Annotated in this window: 15 protein-coding genes, 1 tRNA gene and 1 pseudogene; 8 read left to right on the top strand and 9 right to left on the bottom strand. The window is 63.1% G+C overall.

The annotated features are described in order from the left end of the window. Positions 1–77 precede the first annotated feature (77 nt). The 9 genes from H7A19_09650 to rpsO all read right to left on the bottom strand — a co-directional run bounded on the left by H7A19_09650 (position 78) and on the right by rpsO (position 11,435). On the bottom strand, positions 78–851 hold the full coding sequence (locus H7A19_09650; protein ID MCP5475086.1) for a hypothetical protein: 774 nt from the start codon (positions 849–851) through the stop codon (positions 78–80). A gap of 136 nt (positions 852–987) precedes the next feature. Further along, positions 988–1,737 (bottom strand): 16S rRNA (uracil(1498)-N(3))-methyltransferase, encoded by a 750-nt coding sequence (locus H7A19_09655; GenBank protein MCP5475087.1) that lies wholly within the window; start codon positions 1,735–1,737, stop codon positions 988–990. A 67-nt stretch (positions 1,738–1,804) separates the two neighbouring features. Then, positions 1,805–3,604, bottom strand: a complete 1,800-nt coding sequence (locus tag H7A19_09660) for a glycosyltransferase family 2 protein (protein ID MCP5475088.1) — start codon at positions 3,602–3,604, stop codon at positions 1,805–1,807. Next, positions 3,601–5,325, bottom strand: a complete 1,725-nt coding sequence (locus tag H7A19_09665; GenBank protein ID MCP5475089.1) for a glycosyltransferase — start codon at positions 5,323–5,325, stop codon at positions 3,601–3,603. The genes H7A19_09660 and H7A19_09665 overlap by 4 nt, the downstream gene beginning before the upstream one ends. Positions 5,326–5,373: 48 nt before the next feature. Then, on the bottom strand, positions 5,374–6,153 hold the full coding sequence (gene mtgA / locus H7A19_09670) for a monofunctional biosynthetic peptidoglycan transglycosylase (GenBank protein MCP5475090.1): 780 nt from the start codon (positions 6,151–6,153) through the stop codon (positions 5,374–5,376). A 226-nt stretch (positions 6,154–6,379) separates the two neighbouring features. Continuing rightward, positions 6,380–7,441: a class III poly(R)-hydroxyalkanoic acid synthase subunit PhaC gene (locus H7A19_09675; protein ID MCP5475091.1), complete on the bottom strand. Its 1,062-nt coding sequence runs from the start codon at positions 7,439–7,441 to the stop codon at positions 6,380–6,382. A 5-nt stretch (positions 7,442–7,446) separates the two neighbouring features. Continuing rightward, a complete protein-coding gene (gene phaE, locus H7A19_09680) occupies positions 7,447–8,598 on the bottom strand; it encodes a class III poly(R)-hydroxyalkanoic acid synthase subunit PhaE (protein ID MCP5475092.1) in 1,152 nt (383 codons plus the stop codon). 402 nt (positions 8,599–9,000) lie between these two features. Next, the gene (pnp, locus tag H7A19_09685) at positions 9,001–11,121 is read right to left on the bottom strand and encodes a polyribonucleotide nucleotidyltransferase (GenBank protein MCP5475093.1); all 2,121 of its coding nucleotides are present in this window, start codon (positions 11,119–11,121) and stop codon (positions 9,001–9,003) included. 44 nt (positions 11,122–11,165) lie between these two features. After that, positions 11,166–11,435, bottom strand: a complete 270-nt coding sequence (gene rpsO / locus H7A19_09690) for a 30S ribosomal protein S15 (GenBank protein MCP5475094.1) — start codon at positions 11,433–11,435, stop codon at positions 11,166–11,168. 335 nt (positions 11,436–11,770) lie between these two features. On the opposite strand from rpsO, the gene H7A19_09695 reads away from it, so the two are divergent. The 8 genes and pseudogenes from H7A19_09695 to H7A19_09730 all read left to right on the top strand — a co-directional run bounded on the left by H7A19_09695 (position 11,771) and on the right by H7A19_09730 (position 16,627). Continuing rightward, positions 11,771–12,538: a triose-phosphate isomerase gene (locus tag H7A19_09695; protein ID MCP5475095.1), complete on the top strand. Its 768-nt coding sequence runs from the start codon at positions 11,771–11,773 to the stop codon at positions 12,536–12,538. A gap of 9 nt (positions 12,539–12,547) precedes the next feature. After that, on the top strand, positions 12,548–13,033 hold the full coding sequence (gene secG / locus H7A19_09700; protein ID MCP5475096.1) for a preprotein translocase subunit SecG: 486 nt from the start codon (positions 12,548–12,550) through the stop codon (positions 13,031–13,033). 14 nt (positions 13,034–13,047) lie between these two features. After that, positions 13,048–13,132, top strand: a tRNA-Leu gene (locus H7A19_09705). A gap of 90 nt (positions 13,133–13,222) precedes the next feature. Further along, positions 13,223–13,582: an NADH-quinone oxidoreductase subunit A gene (locus tag H7A19_09710; GenBank protein MCP5475097.1), complete on the top strand. Its 360-nt coding sequence runs from the start codon at positions 13,223–13,225 to the stop codon at positions 13,580–13,582. Then, a complete protein-coding gene (locus H7A19_09715; GenBank protein ID MCP5475098.1) occupies positions 13,573–14,118 on the top strand; it encodes an NADH-quinone oxidoreductase subunit B in 546 nt (181 codons plus the stop codon). Before H7A19_09710 ends, H7A19_09715 begins: the two co-directional genes overlap by 10 nt. A 4-nt stretch (positions 14,119–14,122) precedes the next feature. Further along, a pseudogene (locus H7A19_09720) lies at positions 14,123–14,806 on the top strand (NADH-quinone oxidoreductase subunit C). After that, entirely contained in the window at positions 14,700–16,103 is a 1,404-nt protein-coding gene (locus tag H7A19_09725) for an NADH-quinone oxidoreductase subunit D (GenBank protein ID MCP5475099.1), read from the top strand. Before H7A19_09720 ends, H7A19_09725 begins: the two are co-directional and overlap by 107 nt. After that, entirely contained in the window at positions 16,100–16,627 is a 528-nt protein-coding gene (locus tag H7A19_09730) for an NAD(P)H-dependent oxidoreductase subunit E (GenBank protein ID MCP5475100.1), read from the top strand. The genes H7A19_09725 and H7A19_09730 overlap by 4 nt, the downstream gene beginning before the upstream one ends. Positions 16,628–16,630: the final 3 nt, after the last annotated feature.

Raw genomic sequence — 16,630 nt, forward strand, 5'->3', positions numbered from 1 at the left:
TCAGCCTGCGGTGATTCATACAGGACTAAAATAGTACCAATTGTGTGGAAGGCGCATCAAGGGTTGCACAGATCTGTTCAGCCAAGAGTCGATTGCAGCAGCTCCAGAGCCTCGCGTACCGCGCCCGCGATGTCCTGCGGTCGCTCGGCGACCGTGAGTTCGGCGACCAGCAGTTGCCCCCGGTCTGCCGCCGCAGCCAACTGGGCACAGAAGTCCAGATGCGCCGCCAGGCCAGCGCTGGCATAGATCCGGGTGGCGACAGTGTGCCGCAATACGCGCGCCAGCACTTCGGCGCCGCGCAGAGGCCGAATCCCGGCCGCGGCACCCCGTCGCAGCTCAACGAAGGCTGCCAGCGGCAGGGCCAGCGGTGCCTCGGCTGGATATTGCTCGGCGAGCGAGAGCTTGGGCTGGTGTAGATGCGGCAGCGCCTGCACTTCACCCTCCGGCAAGCGCCGGATGGGCAGCAGATCATCGGACAGCCGTCGCCAACCCAGCGTTTGCGCGCTGCGGGCAAAGGTGGACTTGCCCACGCCACTGGGCGCACAGAACAGCAATGCCCTGCCGTCCTCGCACCTCAGGGCACTGGCGTGCATGACGTAGATCCCTTGATGGGCCAGCGCATGCAGCAGCACCGGTCCTTCCAGGGCCTCGTGCATCAGCGAGGGCGAATCGGCCTCGCGAAGCACCGCAAAACGCGACATCTCCGCGTCATACCGGTAGGCCCCGAACTGAGCCAGTTCCAGATCGTAGATCGGAGCGGCCTCGGCCACGGCGACCCGCACCGGCGTCTCGCACAGCTCCGCGGCCAGCGCGGTACTGTACGTCGGCGCGGTGGCAAGCGTGCGACTCAACAACGTCGGGTCATGCCGGAAGCGGTAACCAGCTGCCGCAATCTCGTGTGGTATGGAAAGAGGCATCGAGCCCAGAGGCAAGCGGCGGGAAGCCCCGAACTCTAGCCGATGCAGGGTTCTGCGACAGAGCCCCTAATCAGAAATCGCCCCAGTGCGACTGCAAGGCGGCGATGGCCGCCAGGCCGGCGGTTTCCGTGCGCAGCACACGCGGTCCCAGGCGCAGTCGGGTAAAGCCGGCGCGCTGCAGCATATCGCCCTCGTGCTCGCTGAAGCCGCCTTCCGGCCCAACCGCCAGCAGCGCCCGAGTCGCTTGCGGCAGATCCCGCAGGACCACATCGCCCTCCGGATCGAGCATCAGGCGCACCGAACCGGCGTCTGCAGCCGGCGCATCGGCCAGCAGCTCGGCCAGCCATGATGGCAAGGCCATGGGCGCGGCCAACTCCGGCACTCGCGCCCTGCCCGATTGTTCGCAGGCGGAAATCAGCACCTGCCGCCAGTGCGCCATCCTCCGGGCTTCGCGTTCGGCATCGAGCTTGACCTCGGTGCGCTCGGTCTGCAGAGGCTGCACCCGCTGCACGCCGAGTTCGGTCGCCTTCTGCAGGACCAGATCCATCTTCTCGCCGCGACACAGGCCCTGTGCCAGGGTCAGCTGCAAGGGCGAATCCGCCAACGCAGCCAGTTCCGTGCCCACCCGCACTTGCGCGCGCTTGCGCTCGGCCGCGATCAGTTCGGCCGCAAATTCCCGTCCTCTCCCGTCGAAGAGCTGCAGCCGATCGCCCACCCGCAGGCGCAGCACGCGCGTGATGTGGTTGGACAGATCCTCGCCCAGCGCAAGCTCCTGATCCGCCGCGAGTTCTGCATCGATATAGCCACGAATGGTGCGCATGCACAGAGTCCAATCCAGTCCCTTGTTGATCCTGCCTCAGTGCAAGCCTGCCGTCGAGGCAGGCTGATCAGACGGCCCGGCGGCGCCGCAACAGCCAGTTGACCAGCAATCGACCGGGTATGAAGCGCTCCGCCAGCCGCCGCGCCAGATGCGCGGTGGTCGGTGTCTGGTTCAAGGTGTGCGAGCTGCGCACTTCTTCGATGATCAGCGCGGGCGACAGCGCTGCTCGCATCGCCTGCTGGCGCTCCCGAGCTGCTCGGTAGGCCTGATCCAGGGCCTCCTGGCGCTGGATCGCCACCTCGCTGCGGGCCGGCACCCGGTACAGTGACGTGGTCTTGTCGACCAGCACGAAGCGATCCTCCAGCGTGTAGCGCGTCCACAAGTTCCAGTCTTCGAGCTGGTCCATCTCCACATCGAAGCCGCCATGTCGCTCGTACAGACGGCGATGGAAGAGCACCGTCTGGATCGGCATGAAGTTCTCCAGCCACAGCGTGGCGTGGTTGAACGGCATCTGGAAGCGCAGCAACCAGTCGGTTTCGCGATATCGCAGCGGCGCTCCGGACTCGACTTCGGTCGGCACTTCCCAGGCGATTCCGTAGACGCCTGGCACCTGCTCGGCCAGCGCCACCGACAGCAGATTCTCGACGTGATCGGCGTACAGCAGATCATCGTCATCGAGGAAGTTGAACCACTCGCCGCTGGCCATCGCCAGCGCCAGATTGCCGGCCCGGGCGCGACCCACCGAGGTGCCGGTGGCGTGGTACTTCAGCCGCGGCGCCAGGTGCGCGAATTCGATGTCGATCATGCGCCGAGCGAGGTCAGGGCCATCTTCGACGACGATGATTTCGATATGAGGCCAGGTCTGCCGCTCCACCGAGAGCAAGGCCTCGCGCAGCCATTCAGGACGGCGGTGGGTGCGTATGAGGATAGACACCAGCGGCTGCTGATCGTGCTCGGGCGCGGTGAAAAAGGCACCCTTGCGACGCAGTTCGAAATCCCAGGCGGCAAAGCGCGGCTGGAAATGCGCGTTGGGCTGGACCCGGCTGCCTCGAAAATGCGGCAACAGCCGCAAGCTGCGCCATAGATTGCGCAGCAATGCGCGGCGACGCCCTGCAAAGGCCTGGGGTACGCCAATCTCGCGCCACAACAGGCGGTAGCCCATAAGGAGATCGCGCCAACTGCCGTAGCGCGCCCGCAGCAGCAGATTCGCCAGCGTGCTGCCCGCCAGTTGCTGAGGCTTGACCTCGCCGGCGTAGCGATAGCTGTCATGAATCACGCAAGCCTGCGCCAGGTAACGCAGCTTCCAGCCCGCCGCGCGCAGGCGCCAGGACAGATCCACGTCTTCGCCATAGAGAAAAAGATTCGGATCGAAGCCGCCGACCTGTTCGAAAGCCCGACGCCTCAGCAGTACCGCGGCGCCACTGACCCACTCGGTTTCCAGCGTCACCGGGTGATAGTTCTTCGGGTGTTCATACGGTCGCTGGCGAAATTCCCACGCGGCAGCGTTCTCGTCGCTGGCAGCCTGGGCCAGGATGCGTTCGAGCGATCCGGGCAAGAGTGCAGTATCCGGATTCAGCAGCAACAGCCAGGGGCTGCGCGCCTGCCGAGCCAGCGCGTTGTTGCCCTGCCCGAATCCAAGATTGCCCTCACTGACTTCGCAGCGCAGCGAACTGAAGTCCTCGGCAAAGGCCTGTAGCGTCGTGCGGATGGCCGCGCTGGCCTCCTCATCGACACTGTTGTCCCAGATTGACACGTGCCGAGCCACACCGGGTGCGGCCTCACGAATGCTCTGCAGCAGGCGCTGCAGCTGAGTGACATCGCTGCGATAACAAACGATACAGACATCGATGGCCTTGATCGTATTCATGCGGACCTCCGGCGAAACCCTGCCGGCTTCAGCCAGGCGCGCGCCTGTCGCGCCAGCATCTTGCTCCAGTTCGGCAGCCAGGCCAGCACTCGGTCGTAGCGTGCAGCCTTGATCCGCAGACCCTCCAGCTCGCTCGATAATGCGCTAATGCGTTGATGCATTACGGTCAATTCCCCTGCTTGGGCGGTGGACAATCCGATCAGCAACTGCGTCTGCACCTGTTGCGTATCGAGTTGCCGGCTGAGATGGTCGGCACGGGCCTGAAGTTCCGCGGCTTCGGCCTGGGCGATGCGAATCTGCATCGCAGAGCGGGCTTCGACCTCGCCATTACGCTGTTGCAGCTCGGCCGCATCGCGCTCCACCGCGAGATTGCGAGCCTGCAGGGCGGCAATATCTGCGTCGCGCAGCTGCAGAGCCTGATCCAGTTCGGCCCGCACCCCACCCAGCGCGACCAGATCATGCTGCAAGCGAATAACGTCGGCTTCGAGCTTCTCGGCCCAGTCGCGCACCTGAGCGTAGTCGCGAGCCAGGCGTATGTTCTCGGCGCGAAACACGACATCGTCCAGTTGCGTGCGCAAATAGGGCTGCAGGTGGGCGATGGCCGCAGCCCGGGCCATCGACGATGACTGGGCTTGCGTCTGCTGCTCGTAGATCTGGTTCATGGCCATCTCCATGGCTGACTGGGTGGGCACCATCTCTGCCCGATTCGCGACAATCTGCTCTCGCCACAGGCTGAGCTGCTTTCCGTCGGCCAGATCGTGCAGGGCGGCCAGCACCGACTCGGGCCGGTCCGGGTGGCTCAGCACGGCACCACCGCCGTGGGCGCGGACACGCTCGCCGAGAGCGCCGGCATCGGGCACCAGAACCGGCACCGCGGCCGCCCACACGTCAGACAGGGCGTAGCTGAAACTCTCGGCCAGACGATTGGGGAACAGCACCAGATCGACCTCGTAGTGCTGCAGCCAATGTGTGGTCTGCTGTGGCAGAAATGGACCATGCACCCAGAGCCGGCCATCGGCGATGTGGCCAGGATGCAGTTGCTCGTCGGTGTAGCCGATCAGTACCCAGCGATAGCGCTGGGCATCGGCCTGCTGCAACCAGCGCAGCAGCCTCTGCTTGCCCTTGTGCGGGCCCAACGCGCCGACCACCGCGATGGTGCGAAGGCCTCGATCCGCTGGCAGCGGAAGCTCTTCGACGGCGATGCCCGGCGGAACAATACGCACCGGCAGATCGGGAAAATGCCGATGGAATACCCCGGCCAGATAGGCGGAAGGCACGGTGATGGCGGCGGCGCTGACCATGACCGCGCGCCAGCGTCGCAGCCAATCGGCATCGGCCTCGGGTTCGACCTGATCCTGCGCGAACGCGTGCTCTGCGAGAAAGCCAAGATCGTGCACACTGAGCAACCAGGGTCGACCCAGCGGGTGCCATTGTTCCAGCAATTCCAAGGTGAGGCGCTGCATGAAATGCACATGCAGGAGATCGCTGCCGTGGGCCAGCAATATCGATTGCAGCCAGTTCGCCGCATCCGCAGAGTCTGGCAATTGATAGGGGAAGAATTGCGCCGGCGTGCCCGCAGCTTCGACCACCGCCAGCTCATCGCCCAGGTGCAGTAAGCCATGCTCACGGCCTTGCGCCAGGTCGCGGGCGAAACGGGCACTACCGCCGCCGCGCGCGGAAATCAGGTGCATGGCTGCCAGACTGGGAGTCAACTCCGTCATCTGCGAACCCTGCCAGCAGATGCCCTCAGAGGCGACAGGCGCCAGCGTTCAGGGACCCGCCGGCTCGGCCTTCCCTTCCAGTTGCTGAAGCAGATAGGGCCCGCCGAGCTGATCCATCTGTCGCACGATCCAACTCGCGCGCTGGTGCAGATAGGGCGTGGGCTGATCGGCGCGACGCCGACGTGGATCTGGCAATGTGGCCACCATGAGTGCCAGTTGGTAAGGCGCCAGGGAAGAACACGGCCGTCCGAAACGACGCTCGCAGGCCACGCAGAATCCGAACATGCCATCGCCGGTCTCGGCAATATTGAGATAGGTCTCCAACAGACGACGCTTGGGCCAGACAAGTTCCAGCAAAGCGGTGAAATAGACCTCCAAGCCCTTGCGCACCCAGCTGCGTCCGGTCCAGAGAAACAGATTCTTGGCGACCTGCTGGGAAATCGTGCTGGCACCGCGCATGCGCTCACCGTCTTCGGCGGCATCGAGCGCTTTCCTGATCTCGACCGTGTCGAATCCGTGGTGATCGAGGAAGCGCTGGTCCTCCGACGCGATGGCGGCCACCGGCAGGTACGGCCCGAATGACTCCAGCGGGCACCACTGGTAGTCGATACGGAAATCGGCATTCCCGGCGCTGCGCGCTTCGAGGATGCGCTGCGCCATGACACCGGTGATCGGCGGCGCGACGAAGCGGAAGACCAGCACCAGAAGCAGACTCAACAGGATGGGTGACAACAGCACAAACCACAGCCAGCGGCGCCAGCGTCGGGAGTTCGGCGCCGGCTTCACCGGCGCCACTGCGGATGTTGTTCTTTTCTTGCGATTGGCCATCAGCGTTCGCGCATCCAAGGAACCGGAGGTAGTTTGCGCCGGCCCTGCAGTCAGCCCAGCCCCGCTGGGTACCGGCGCCGAGGCCGAAAACGGTCCCGCTGTGTCACGTAGCGCGCGTTCGCGCGCTACGTCACCTACATGAGCATTGAACAGACCCTACCGGAGCCACGCGAGTCCCGAGTCCCGAGTCCCGAGTCCCGAGTCCCGAGTCCCGAGTCCCGGCCGATCAGCGCTTGGCCAGCCAGCCGTGAATGGTCGGCGCCACTTCCCGCTGAGCGCGACCGGACACATAGATGCCGATATGCCCACCCTTGAAGGCCAGCACGGTGTAGTCCTTGGTGCCGACCTTGTCTTTCATCGGTATGGACGCGCTGGGCGGCACCAGATGGTCCTGCTCGGCGTAGATGTTCAGCACCGGCATGGTGATGTTCTTCAGATCGACGTCCTTGTCGCCGATCTTGAGCCCGCCCTCCATCAGCTTGTTGCCTTGGTAGAAATCGCGGATGAACTCACGGAAGGCCTGACCGGCCTGATCCGGCGAATCGAAGATCCACTTCTCCATGCGCAGGAAGTTCTCGACTTCGTGCCGGTCATCGAGTATGTCCACCAGGCCGATGTACTTCTGATGGTTCAGCCGGAAGGGCTTGAGCGTGAGGTAACACCAGTTCATCAGATCGCCGGGAACATTACCCAGGGTGTCGACGAACAGGTCGATATCCATGCCCTGGGTCCAGTGCGAGAGCATGTTGTCGGGCGTGTGAAAATCCACCGGTGTGACCATGGTGATCAGGTTCTTGACCTTCTCCGGGTAGATCGCGGCAAAACACAGCGAGAAGGCACCGCCCTGGCACACGCCGAGGATGTTGATCGCCTTCAGCGCGTGACGGCGAGCTACGACATCCACGCAGCGGCGGATGTAGCCATTGATGTAGTCGTCCAGACCGATGTAGCGATCGGCCGCGTCGGGATAGCCCCAGTCGATCAGATAGACATCCTCCCCGAGCGCAAGCAGGTTGCGCACCAGCGAGCGATCTTCCTGCAGGTCGGTCATGAAGGGCCGGTTGACCAGCGCATAGACGATCAGCGTCGGAGTCTTCGCGGTGGGCTTCTTGTCGCCCTTGAAGCGGTACAGCACCAGCTTGTCTTCGCGGTAGATGACTTCTTTTTCGGTGGCACCGTACTCGACATCATCGACCTCGCGCAGCACCTGGGTGGCGGCGGTCAGCTTCTGGCTGTAGCGGGCAACTTCATCAAGCGCGGCTTTAGGATCAATACGCAAGGGTCCCATGGTGATCAGCTCCGGCTACGACGGGTGGAAGACTTGGCCGTTTTGGCCTGAGCGGTCTTGGGCTTGGACGCTGCCTTGGGCTTCGCTTCGGGCTTTGCTTCCGGCTTTGGCTTGGTTCCCGCCTGGATTCTGGCCGCCTTGGGCTTCTCCACCTTGGGTGTACGAGTAGCTGCAGCGGCTTTGGACTTCGGCGCCACCTTGCTCGTGGCGGCGTCGACCGGCTCGGCCTCGACCGGAATCGGCGTTGCAACGGCAGCCGCATCGGCGTTCGACTGCGCCAGTCTTTCCTCCAGTTCGGCAACGCGCCGGCGCAGCTCATGCAAGCGTTGGTGTACCGTATCAAGTTCGCTGCGGCCCGGCATACCCAGACTGGCGGTGCTGCGCTCGACCTCACCCTGAATCAGTTGGCGCACCCGCATCTGCGAATTGACCAGTTCGCCATAGACCTCGCGGAATTCATCCGACAACGCGACCTCGGCGTAGCCTTCTTCAGCGGCATCGACAAAGACGTCGTAGAGACCGCGCATGCTGGTGATCTCGCGACCCGGCTCGCTGCGCTCTTCCAGCTTCGACTCGAACTTGTCCAGACCCAAGCGACTGGCCTTGAACATCAGCGTGTTGTAACGGGTGTTCTGGTCCTGGTAGTCGGCCAATGCACGCGCCAGCGCCTGCCGGCGCTCCTGCGACTCGCGATTCATGCCGAAAGCCGGCAGCGACAGCATGCCGCGGGCATTGTCTTCGATCGGCTTCACGGCCTTCAGATAATCGCGGAACAGATCCTCGAAACCCTTGGCCCCTTCGCTGTTCAGCCCACGCAGCGCATCCAATACCGGATTCTTGTCCAGACCCATGCCGCCCATGGCCTTTTCCAGCGCCTCGCGGATAGCGCCAGGCGTGGTCATGTCCGGACGGGAAGTAGCCATCTGACCGATCGCCCCCTGCATGAACTCGGCGAACTGTTTAGCGCCACCAACCATCTTGTCGAGCACATCATTACCGGAGTTGCCGGCGCTGAAGAGTCTGCTCCAGGCTTCGAAGCCCTCCTGCACGGGGTTCGATGGCGCTGCGCTGGCGCGCGCGGCGTCGGTCCATGCTGAAAAGAACTGCTGTTGCATGGCTTGCCAATCTGGCATCCATGCGGCTTTGGGGTCGGTCACGGTTGTGCTCCAGCGTGAAGATGGCCGGATGCTAGCAGGCGCAGCCTTGAAGACGCGCTCGTATGGTGGCCTCGTCTTCACCTGCAGCTCAGGACTACAGCAGTCCGGGGCACTGACTCAAGTTGGCGCGCCAGGGCAACATGAGGGAAAAGCGTCCGGACGAGTCCGAACCCACAAGAGCTCGGCTCCATATGGATCCAGACTTGCCTGGACGCCTTTGCCACCGCCGTTCTTTGCGTCCTTTGCGGCCTTTGCGGACCAGTGCTCTTTCTCAGTCTGGCGGACAGACTCAGCCTGCGGTCGCGCCGCAAGGGCGCTCCTACCAAGGCACACGCGCAAGCGCGCTCCAGAAACGACAACGGGCCCCGAAGGGCCCGCTGTGGACTACATGCCGAGTGAAGCTCAGGCGGGCTGCTGCTGCGCTGCCTGCTCATCCTCGAACACGGCCTTGATCGACAGGCGGATACGGCCCTGCTTGTCGACTTCCAGCACCTTGACGCGCACCACATCGCCTTCCTTGAGCTTGTCGCCGACTTTCTCGACGCGCTCGTTGGAGATCTGCGACACGTGCACCAGACCATCGCGGCCCGGCAGGATGGTCACGAAAGCGCCGAAATCCATCAGCTTGACGACCTTGCCTTCGTAGATCCGACCCGGTTCGACATCGGCCGTGATCTGCTCGATGCGCTTGCGGGCGGCATCGGCGGCGATCTGGTTGTTGGAAGCAATGGTGATCGTGCCGTCATCGGCGATATCGATGATGGCGCCGGTCTCTTCGGTGATCGCGCGGATGGTGACACCACCCTTGCCGATGACGTCGCGAATCTTGTCCGGATGAATCTTCATCGTGAACAGGCGCGGAGCGTAGGTGCTCATCTCCGAACGCGGCGTATCCAGCACCTTGGCCATTTCGCCGAGGATGTGGCGACGACCATCGCGAGCCTGGGTCAGCGCCGCCTTCATGATCTCTTCGGTAATGCCGTCGATCTTGATGTCCATCTGCAAGGCAGTGATGCCTTCCCAGGAACCGGCCACCTTGAAGTCCATGTCACCGAGGTGATCTTCGTCGCCGAGAATGTCGCTGATCACGGCAAACTTGTCGCCTTCCTTGATCAGGCCCATGGCGATACCGGCCACCGGCGCCTTCATCGGCACACCCGCGTCCATCAGGGCCAGCGAGGAGCCGCACACCGATGCCATCGAGCTGGAGCCGTTGGATTCGGTGATTTCCGACACCACGCGGACGACGTACGGGAAGTCTTCCATCTTCGGCATCACCGCGGCGACGCCGCGCTTGGCCAGACGGCCGTGGCCGATTTCACGACGCTTCGGAGCGAGCATGAAGCTGATCTCGCCCACCGAATACGGCGGGAAGTTGTAGTGCAGCATGAAGGTTTCCTTGGACTCACCTTCGACTGCATCGATCACCTGCGAATCGCGACTGGTGCCCAGGGTCACGGTCACGATGGCCTGGGTCTCGCCGCGGGTGAACAGCGCCGAACCGTGGGTGCGCGGCAACAGGCCACAACGCACGCTGATCGGGCGGATCGTCGAGGAGTCGCGGCCATCGATGCGCGGACGGCCCTCGATGATGCGGTTGCGGACCAGTGCGTACTCCAGATTCTCGAAGCTGCGCGCGACCTGAGCATCGGTCCAACCGGACTCGACGGCCTTGTCACCACCCAGCGCCGCCAGCGTTGCCGACTTGGCAGCGGAAATGGCGGCACGCCGTTCCGGCTTTTCGCGGATGTCGTAGGCTGCATTCAGCGGGCCATTGGCAATGTCGGCCACGGCTGCGTTGAGCGCGGTGTTTTCGGTCGGGGCAACCCATTCGAAGGCAGGCACGCCCACTTCGGCGACCAGCTCGCGAATGGCCTGGATGACCACCTGCATCTGCTGATGACCGAAGACCACGGCGCCGAGCATCACTTCTTCGCTCAGCAGCTGTGCTTCCGATTCCACCATCTGCACGGCCTTCTCGGTGCCGGCAACGACCAGCTCCAGCTGCGAGGTCTTGAGCTGGGTGGCGGTCGGGTTGAGCACGTACTTGCCGTCGATGTAACCCACCTTGGCGGCCGCAATCGGGCCTGCGAAGGGCAGACCGGACAGCGCCAGCGCCGCCGAGGCACCGATCAGGGCCGGGATGTCGCCTTCAATTTCCGGATTCATCGACATCACGGTGGCCATGACCTGCACGTCGTGATGGAAACCTTCCGGGAACAGCGGGCGGATCGGGCGATCGATCAGTCGCGACGTCAGCGTTTCACGCTCGGTCGGGCGACCTTCGCGCTTGAAGAAGCCACCCGGGATACGGCCGCCGGCGTAGAACTTCTCCTGATAGTTGATGGTCAGCGGGAAGAAATCCCGGCCTTCCTTGGCGCGCTTGTCGCCGACTGCTGTGACCAGGACCACGGTGTCGCCCATGCTGACCATGACCGCTGCCGATGCCTGTCGTGCGATTTCGCCGGTTTCCAGGGTGACCGTTTGATCGCCGTACTTGAATTGCTTGATGACCTTCGCCACTGGGGGGTGTCCTCTGAGTGGATATGAATGATGCGGAGCAGCCCTTAGCGGCGCAGGCCCAGCTTCTCGATCAGGGAGCGGTAGCGTGCATCATCCTTGCGCTTCAGATAGGCCAGCAGCTGACGGCGCTGGTTGACCAGCTTGAGCAGGCCGCGACGAGAGTGGTGGTCTTTCTTGTGGTCCGCAAAATGGTGCATCAGCTGCTCGATGCGTGCCGTCAGCAGCGCGACCTGGACTTCCGGGGAACCGGTGTCGGCAGCGCCACGCTGATGGGTCTTGATGATTTCGCCGGTCTGGCTGGAATTGAGAGGCATGGGAAACTCCTTGATTGAGAGAGATGACAAACGCCAAGCCCAGTCGGACGGACTGCCTCAGACCGACTGACCGAGCAAGGCGCGCGTACCCGCCCGGGATGGTCCAGGACCAGAGCGGGCGGGCAGGACTACCAGAAACCGGCGATCAGATCGCACGGACCTGCGCAGAGATGAAGATGCACGGCGACAGTCGGGGTTTCAGCTAGCCCGTCATTGTAGGCGCGCAAGCACACAAGAAACAAGGAAAAAGCCTGCTGGTGTCCAGCACGCCTCGGCTTGCAGCTTGATCCGGGTAAACCCGGCCGCTATGGTCCGGCAGCCACGCTGGAGGTCCGATGAACACGCGCAAACGACTGGTCTTGGGTAACTGGAAGATGAACGGGTCGCGCCAGGACAGTCGTGACTGGGCGGATGCTGCCACCCGGATCGCTTCGGACAACCCGGCGATCGATGTCGGCATCATGCCGGCCGCGGTGCACCTGCAGGAAGTCCAGCAAGCCATGGGCGAGTCGCCCTTGTGGCTGGGCGCTCAGAATCTCGCTGCGTACGACAATGGCGCCTACACCGGCGAAGTCTCGGCGCAGATGCTGCTCGAATTCGGCGTCCGAGCCGTGCTGTGCGGCCATTCGGAGCGACGACAGTTGCTCGGCGACGACGATTCGGTGGTCAAGGCCAAGCTGCAGCGGGCGCTTGCGGCCGGGCTGATCCCGGTGCTGTGCGTGGGAGAAACCCTGGAGCAGCGCGAGCGCGGCGCTACCGAATCGGTGGTGCTCGGACAACTGGATTCAGCACTCAGCCAGCTTGAGAACAACGAATTGCAGCGCATCGTGATCGCCTACGAGCCCGTTTGGGCCATAGGCACGGGCTTGACGGCCTCACCGGCGCAGGCGCAGGCAGTACACGCAGTGATCCGTAGCGCGATCGCGCAACGCGATGCTATCCTCGCCAGTCTTATTCGGATCCTGTACGGCGGTAGCGTCAAAGGGTCCAATGCTGCCGAGCTGTTTGCCCAAGCCGATGTCGATGGCGGGTTGATTGGTGGAGCATCCTTGGTCCCTTCGGAATTTGCCGCCATCTGCCGTGCAGCCAGCCAGGACGGTTGAGTCACATCTATGAAAATCGCCTTTATTGTGTTGTATCTGGTGGTCACGATCGCGATGATCGCCTTCATCATGCTCCAGCGTGGTTCCGGTGCAGCGGCCGGTTCCGGCTTCGGTTCGGGCGCATCAGGCACCGTCTTCGGCGCACGCGGCTCAGCCAACTTCCTGTCCAAGGCCACCAAGTGGCTGGCCGTGGCCTTCTTCCTTCTCGCACTCGGCATGGGCGTCTACGAAGCCCGGGTCGGCATCACCAAGGACCCGCAGGCTGACCTCGGCGTCATGGGTCAGCTGCCGGATGCGACCACGCCGCCTCCAGTGAGCGAAGTGCCGGCGATCGGCAACGATGGCGCAGCCCCGGCCGCGGCAACGGAAGTCCCGACCGCACCCGCAGCCGCGACGGAAGCGCCTGGCGAAGTGCCGGCCGCGGCAGAGAACAGCTCGCAAACAAGCGAAACCGCGGTAGAAAACGCAAGCAAGGAAGACGAAAAACCGCAATAATGCAGAGCTTGATTGCCGACGTGGTGGAATTGGTAGACACGCTACTTTGAGGTGGTAGTGGGGCAACCCGTGACGGTTCGAGTCCGTCCGCCGGCACCAACTTCTGCGCTGTGCCAGCGCAACTGCAGCCCGGCCCAAAGCCGGGTTGCGGCTTCAAGGGCTTCGATTTCAGTTGGGAGCGATTCAGGCATGGATCTGCAGCAGTACCTCCCCATTGCCCTGTTTCTGGGCGTGGCTTCTGTCATCGGCATCGCGCTGCTGACTCTGGGATCGATACTCGGTCCGCGTCGTCCCGATAGTGAAAAGCTCTCGCCTTATGAGTGCGGCTTCGAGGCATTCGAAGACGCGCGCATGAAGTTCGACGTGCGCTACTACCTGGTGGCGATCCTCTTCATCATCTTCGACCTGGAAATCGCCTTCCTGTTTCCCTGGGCCACGGTGCTTGAGGAACTGGGCTGGCCGGCCATTGCCTCGATGAGCATATTCCTCGGTCTGCTGGTCGTCGGTTTCATCTACGAATGGAAGAAGGGAGCTCTCGAATGGGAGTAGTCAGCGACATTTTCCACAACCCAACGCCGGTCGGGACGGTGGATGACATCCTTCGCCCGGAAGCTGACAACCCGCTGATTCAGCGCGGGTTTGCGGTGACTTCAGCAGACCTGCTGATCAATTGGGCGCGCACCGGATCGATGTGGCCGATGACCTTCGGCCTGGCCTGCTGCGCCGTGGAAATGATGCACGCCGGCGCGGCGCGCCTCGACCTGGATCGCTTCGGCGTGGTGTTCCGCCCGAGCCCGCGGCAGTCCGACGTCATGATCGTGGCCGGCACGCTGGTCAACAAGATGGCGCCGGCGCTGCGCAAGGTCTACGACCAGATGCCCGATCCCAAATGGGTCATCTCCATGGGTTCCTGCGCCAACGGCGGCGGCTACTACCATTACTCCTATTCGGTGGTGCGCGGTTGCGATCGCGTGGTACCGGTCGATATCTACGTCCCAGGCTGCCCGCCCACGGCGGAAGCACTGGTCTACGCAATCTTGCAGCTTCAGGCCAAGATTCGTCGCACCAACACCATCGCACGCTAAGCGCATGACTGACGCTCCCACCTCCCTGCTGGAACAGATCCAGGCCCGATTTGGCGATGCCATCCTCAGTGCCCGCGAGGCGCTGGGCCAGTACACGATCGAGGTCGCCCTCGATCGGGTGCTTGAGGTCTGCAAGGCGCTACGCGACGAGAAGGCCTTCAAGTTCCAGCAACTGATCGATCTCTGCGGTGTCGACTACCTGTCCTACGGGCAGGATGAATGGGAAACCGAGTCGGTCACCGACCAGGGCTTCAGTCGCGGCGTGCTGGGTGAAGGCCCGGGGCGATTCGCCTGGGACAATCGTCCCCGGCCGGAGGGCATTCCCAATCGCTTCGCGGCGGTCGTGCACCTGCTCTCGATCGAAAACAACCTGCGATTGCGGGTGCGCTACTTCGCGCCAGACGACGGCTTGCCGGTGGTGCCTTCGGTGACCGAGCTCTGGGGCTCGGCGAATTGGTTCGAGCGCGAAGCCTTTGATCTCTTCGGCATCGTCTTTGAGGGCCATCCGGACCTGCGCCGCATCCTCACCGACTACGGATTCATCGGCCATCCCTTCCGCAAGGACTTCCCGCTGATCGGCAATGTCGAGGTCCGCTACGACCCGGACAAGGGCCGTGTGGTGTACGAGCCGGTATCGATCGAGCCCAGAGTCGGTGTGCCTCGTGTGGTGCGCGAGGATTCACGCTATCTGCAGGCACAGAACGAAGCTGCACAGAAGGCAAACTGAAGCCATGGCCGAGATTCGCAACTACACCATGAACTTCGGGCCGCAGCATCCGGCCGCGCACGGCGTGCTGCGCCTGGTGCTGGAACTCGACGGCGAGAGCGTTGTCCGCGCCGATCCGCATGTGGGACTGCTCCATCGCGGCACCGAGAAGCTGGCCGAGTCCAAACCCTACAACCAGTCGATCGGCTACATGGATCGGCTCGATTACATGTCGATGATGTGCAACGAGCATGCCTATGTGCGTGCCATCGAGCGCCTGCTCGGCATCGAGCCTCCCTTGCGCGCCGAGTACATCCGCACCCTGTTCGACGAGGTCACGCGTCTGCTCAACCACCTGCTGTGGCTGGGCTCGAACGCTCTCGATCTTGGTGCCATGACGGTGTTCCTGTACGCCTTCCGCGAGCGTGAGGAACTGATGGATTGCTACGAGGCGGTCTCTGGTGCCCGCATGCATGCGGGTTACTACCGCCCGGGTGGCGTTTACCGCGATCTCCCCGAGCGCATGCCCCAGTACAAGGAAAGCGCCTGGACCAAGGGTGCCGACCTCAAGCGTCGCAATGAATGGCGCCAGGGCACCATGCTCGATTACTTCGATGCCTTCTGTGTCGACTTCCTCAAGCGCATCGACGAGTACGAAACCCTGCTCACCGACAACCGCATCTGGAAGCAGCGCACCGTCAACATCGGCGTGATCCCGCCGGAAATGGCGCTGCGCATGGGCATGAGCGGGCCGATGCTGCGCGGCTCGGGCATCGCCTGGGATCTGCGCAAGAAGCAGCCCTACGCCGCCTATGATCGAGTCGATTTCGACGTGCCGGTCGGCGTCAACGGTGACTGCTATGACCGTTACGTCATCCGCGTGGAAGAGATGCGCCAGTCCACCCGGATCATGCAGCAGTGCGTGAAATGGCTGCGGGAGAATCCCGGCGATGTCATGGTGCGCAATTACAAGGTGGCCCCGCCTTCGCGCGTCGAGATGAAAGACGACATGGAAGCGCTGATCCACCACTTCAAGCTGTTCACGGAAGGTTATTCGGTGCCCGCCGGCGAAGTCTATTGCGCCGTTGAAGCCCCGAAAGGCGAATTCGGCGCCTACATCATTGCCGATGGCGCCAACAAACCCTTCAGGGTCAAGTTGCGTGCGCCCGGTTTCGTGCATCTTTCGTCCATGGACGAAATCGTGCGTGGACACATGTTGCCCGACGTGGTTGCCGTGATCGGCACCATGGATATCGTTTTTGGAGAGATCGACCGATGAAGGCCCGCCATCTGCAAGCGGTACCGCGGGCGGTAGACCCGACCGAAGTGCTCAGCGAGGACAGCCGCTCCCAGCTTGATCTGTGGCTGGCCAAGTACCCGGCTGACCGCCGTCGCAGCGCGGTGCTGGCCGGATTGCGCATCGCCCAGAAACAGAACCAGGGCCACCTCAACGACGATCTGATTGCCGCCGTGGCCGCGTACCTCGGCATTCCGACCACCCAGGCCTATGAAGTCGCGACCTTCTATTCGCTGTTCCACGTCGGCCCGTGCGGACGCCACAAGGTCTCGATCTGCACCAATATCTCGTGCTGGCTGAACGGCGCTGACGAACTGGTAAGCCACGTCGAGAAGAAGCTCGGAATCAGCACCGGCGAAAGCACGCCCGATGGCCGGATCCACCTCATCGAAGAAGAAGAATGTCTGGCCGCCTGCGTGCGCGCACCGATGATGTGGGTGGACGGCGAGTTTCATGAACACCTGACCCCCGAGAAAGTCGATCTCATTCTGGATGCCTTGAAGTGACGC

It is taken from the genome of Rhodanobacteraceae bacterium, assembly GCA_024234055.1.
Taxonomy (GTDB): domain Bacteria; phylum Pseudomonadota; class Gammaproteobacteria; order Xanthomonadales; family SZUA-5; genus JADKFD01.

Coding starts and splice junctions, on each gene's coding strand:
- H7A19_09655 (MCP5475087.1), bottom strand. CDS start 1,737: ATGCGCACCATTCGTGGCTATATCGATGCAGAACTCGCGGCGGATCAG.
- H7A19_09660 (MCP5475088.1), bottom strand. CDS start 3,604: ATGAATACGATCAAGGCCATCGATGTCTGTATCGTTTGTTATCGCAGC.
- H7A19_09665 (MCP5475089.1), bottom strand. CDS start 5,325: ATGACGGAGTTGACTCCCAGTCTGGCAGCCATGCACCTGATTTCCGCG.
- mtgA (MCP5475090.1), bottom strand. CDS start 6,153: ATGGCCAATCGCAAGAAAAGAACAACATCCGCAGTGGCGCCGGTGAAG.
- H7A19_09675 (MCP5475091.1), bottom strand. CDS start 7,441: ATGGGACCCTTGCGTATTGATCCTAAAGCCGCGCTTGATGAAGTTGCC.
- rpsO (MCP5475094.1), bottom strand. CDS start 11,435: ATGCCTCTCAATTCCAGCCAGACCGGCGAAATCATCAAGACCCATCAG.
- H7A19_09695 (MCP5475095.1), top strand. CDS start 11,771: ATGAACACGCGCAAACGACTGGTCTTGGGTAACTGGAAGATGAACGGG.
- secG (MCP5475096.1), top strand. CDS start 12,548: ATGAAAATCGCCTTTATTGTGTTGTATCTGGTGGTCACGATCGCGATG.
- H7A19_09710 (MCP5475097.1), top strand. CDS start 13,223: ATGGATCTGCAGCAGTACCTCCCCATTGCCCTGTTTCTGGGCGTGGCT.
- H7A19_09715 (MCP5475098.1), top strand. CDS start 13,573: ATGGGAGTAGTCAGCGACATTTTCCACAACCCAACGCCGGTCGGGACG.
- H7A19_09725 (MCP5475099.1), top strand. CDS start 14,700: ATGTCGAGGTCCGCTACGACCCGGACAAGGGCCGTGTGGTGTACGAGC.
- H7A19_09730 (MCP5475100.1), top strand. CDS start 16,100: ATGAAGGCCCGCCATCTGCAAGCGGTACCGCGGGCGGTAGACCCGACC.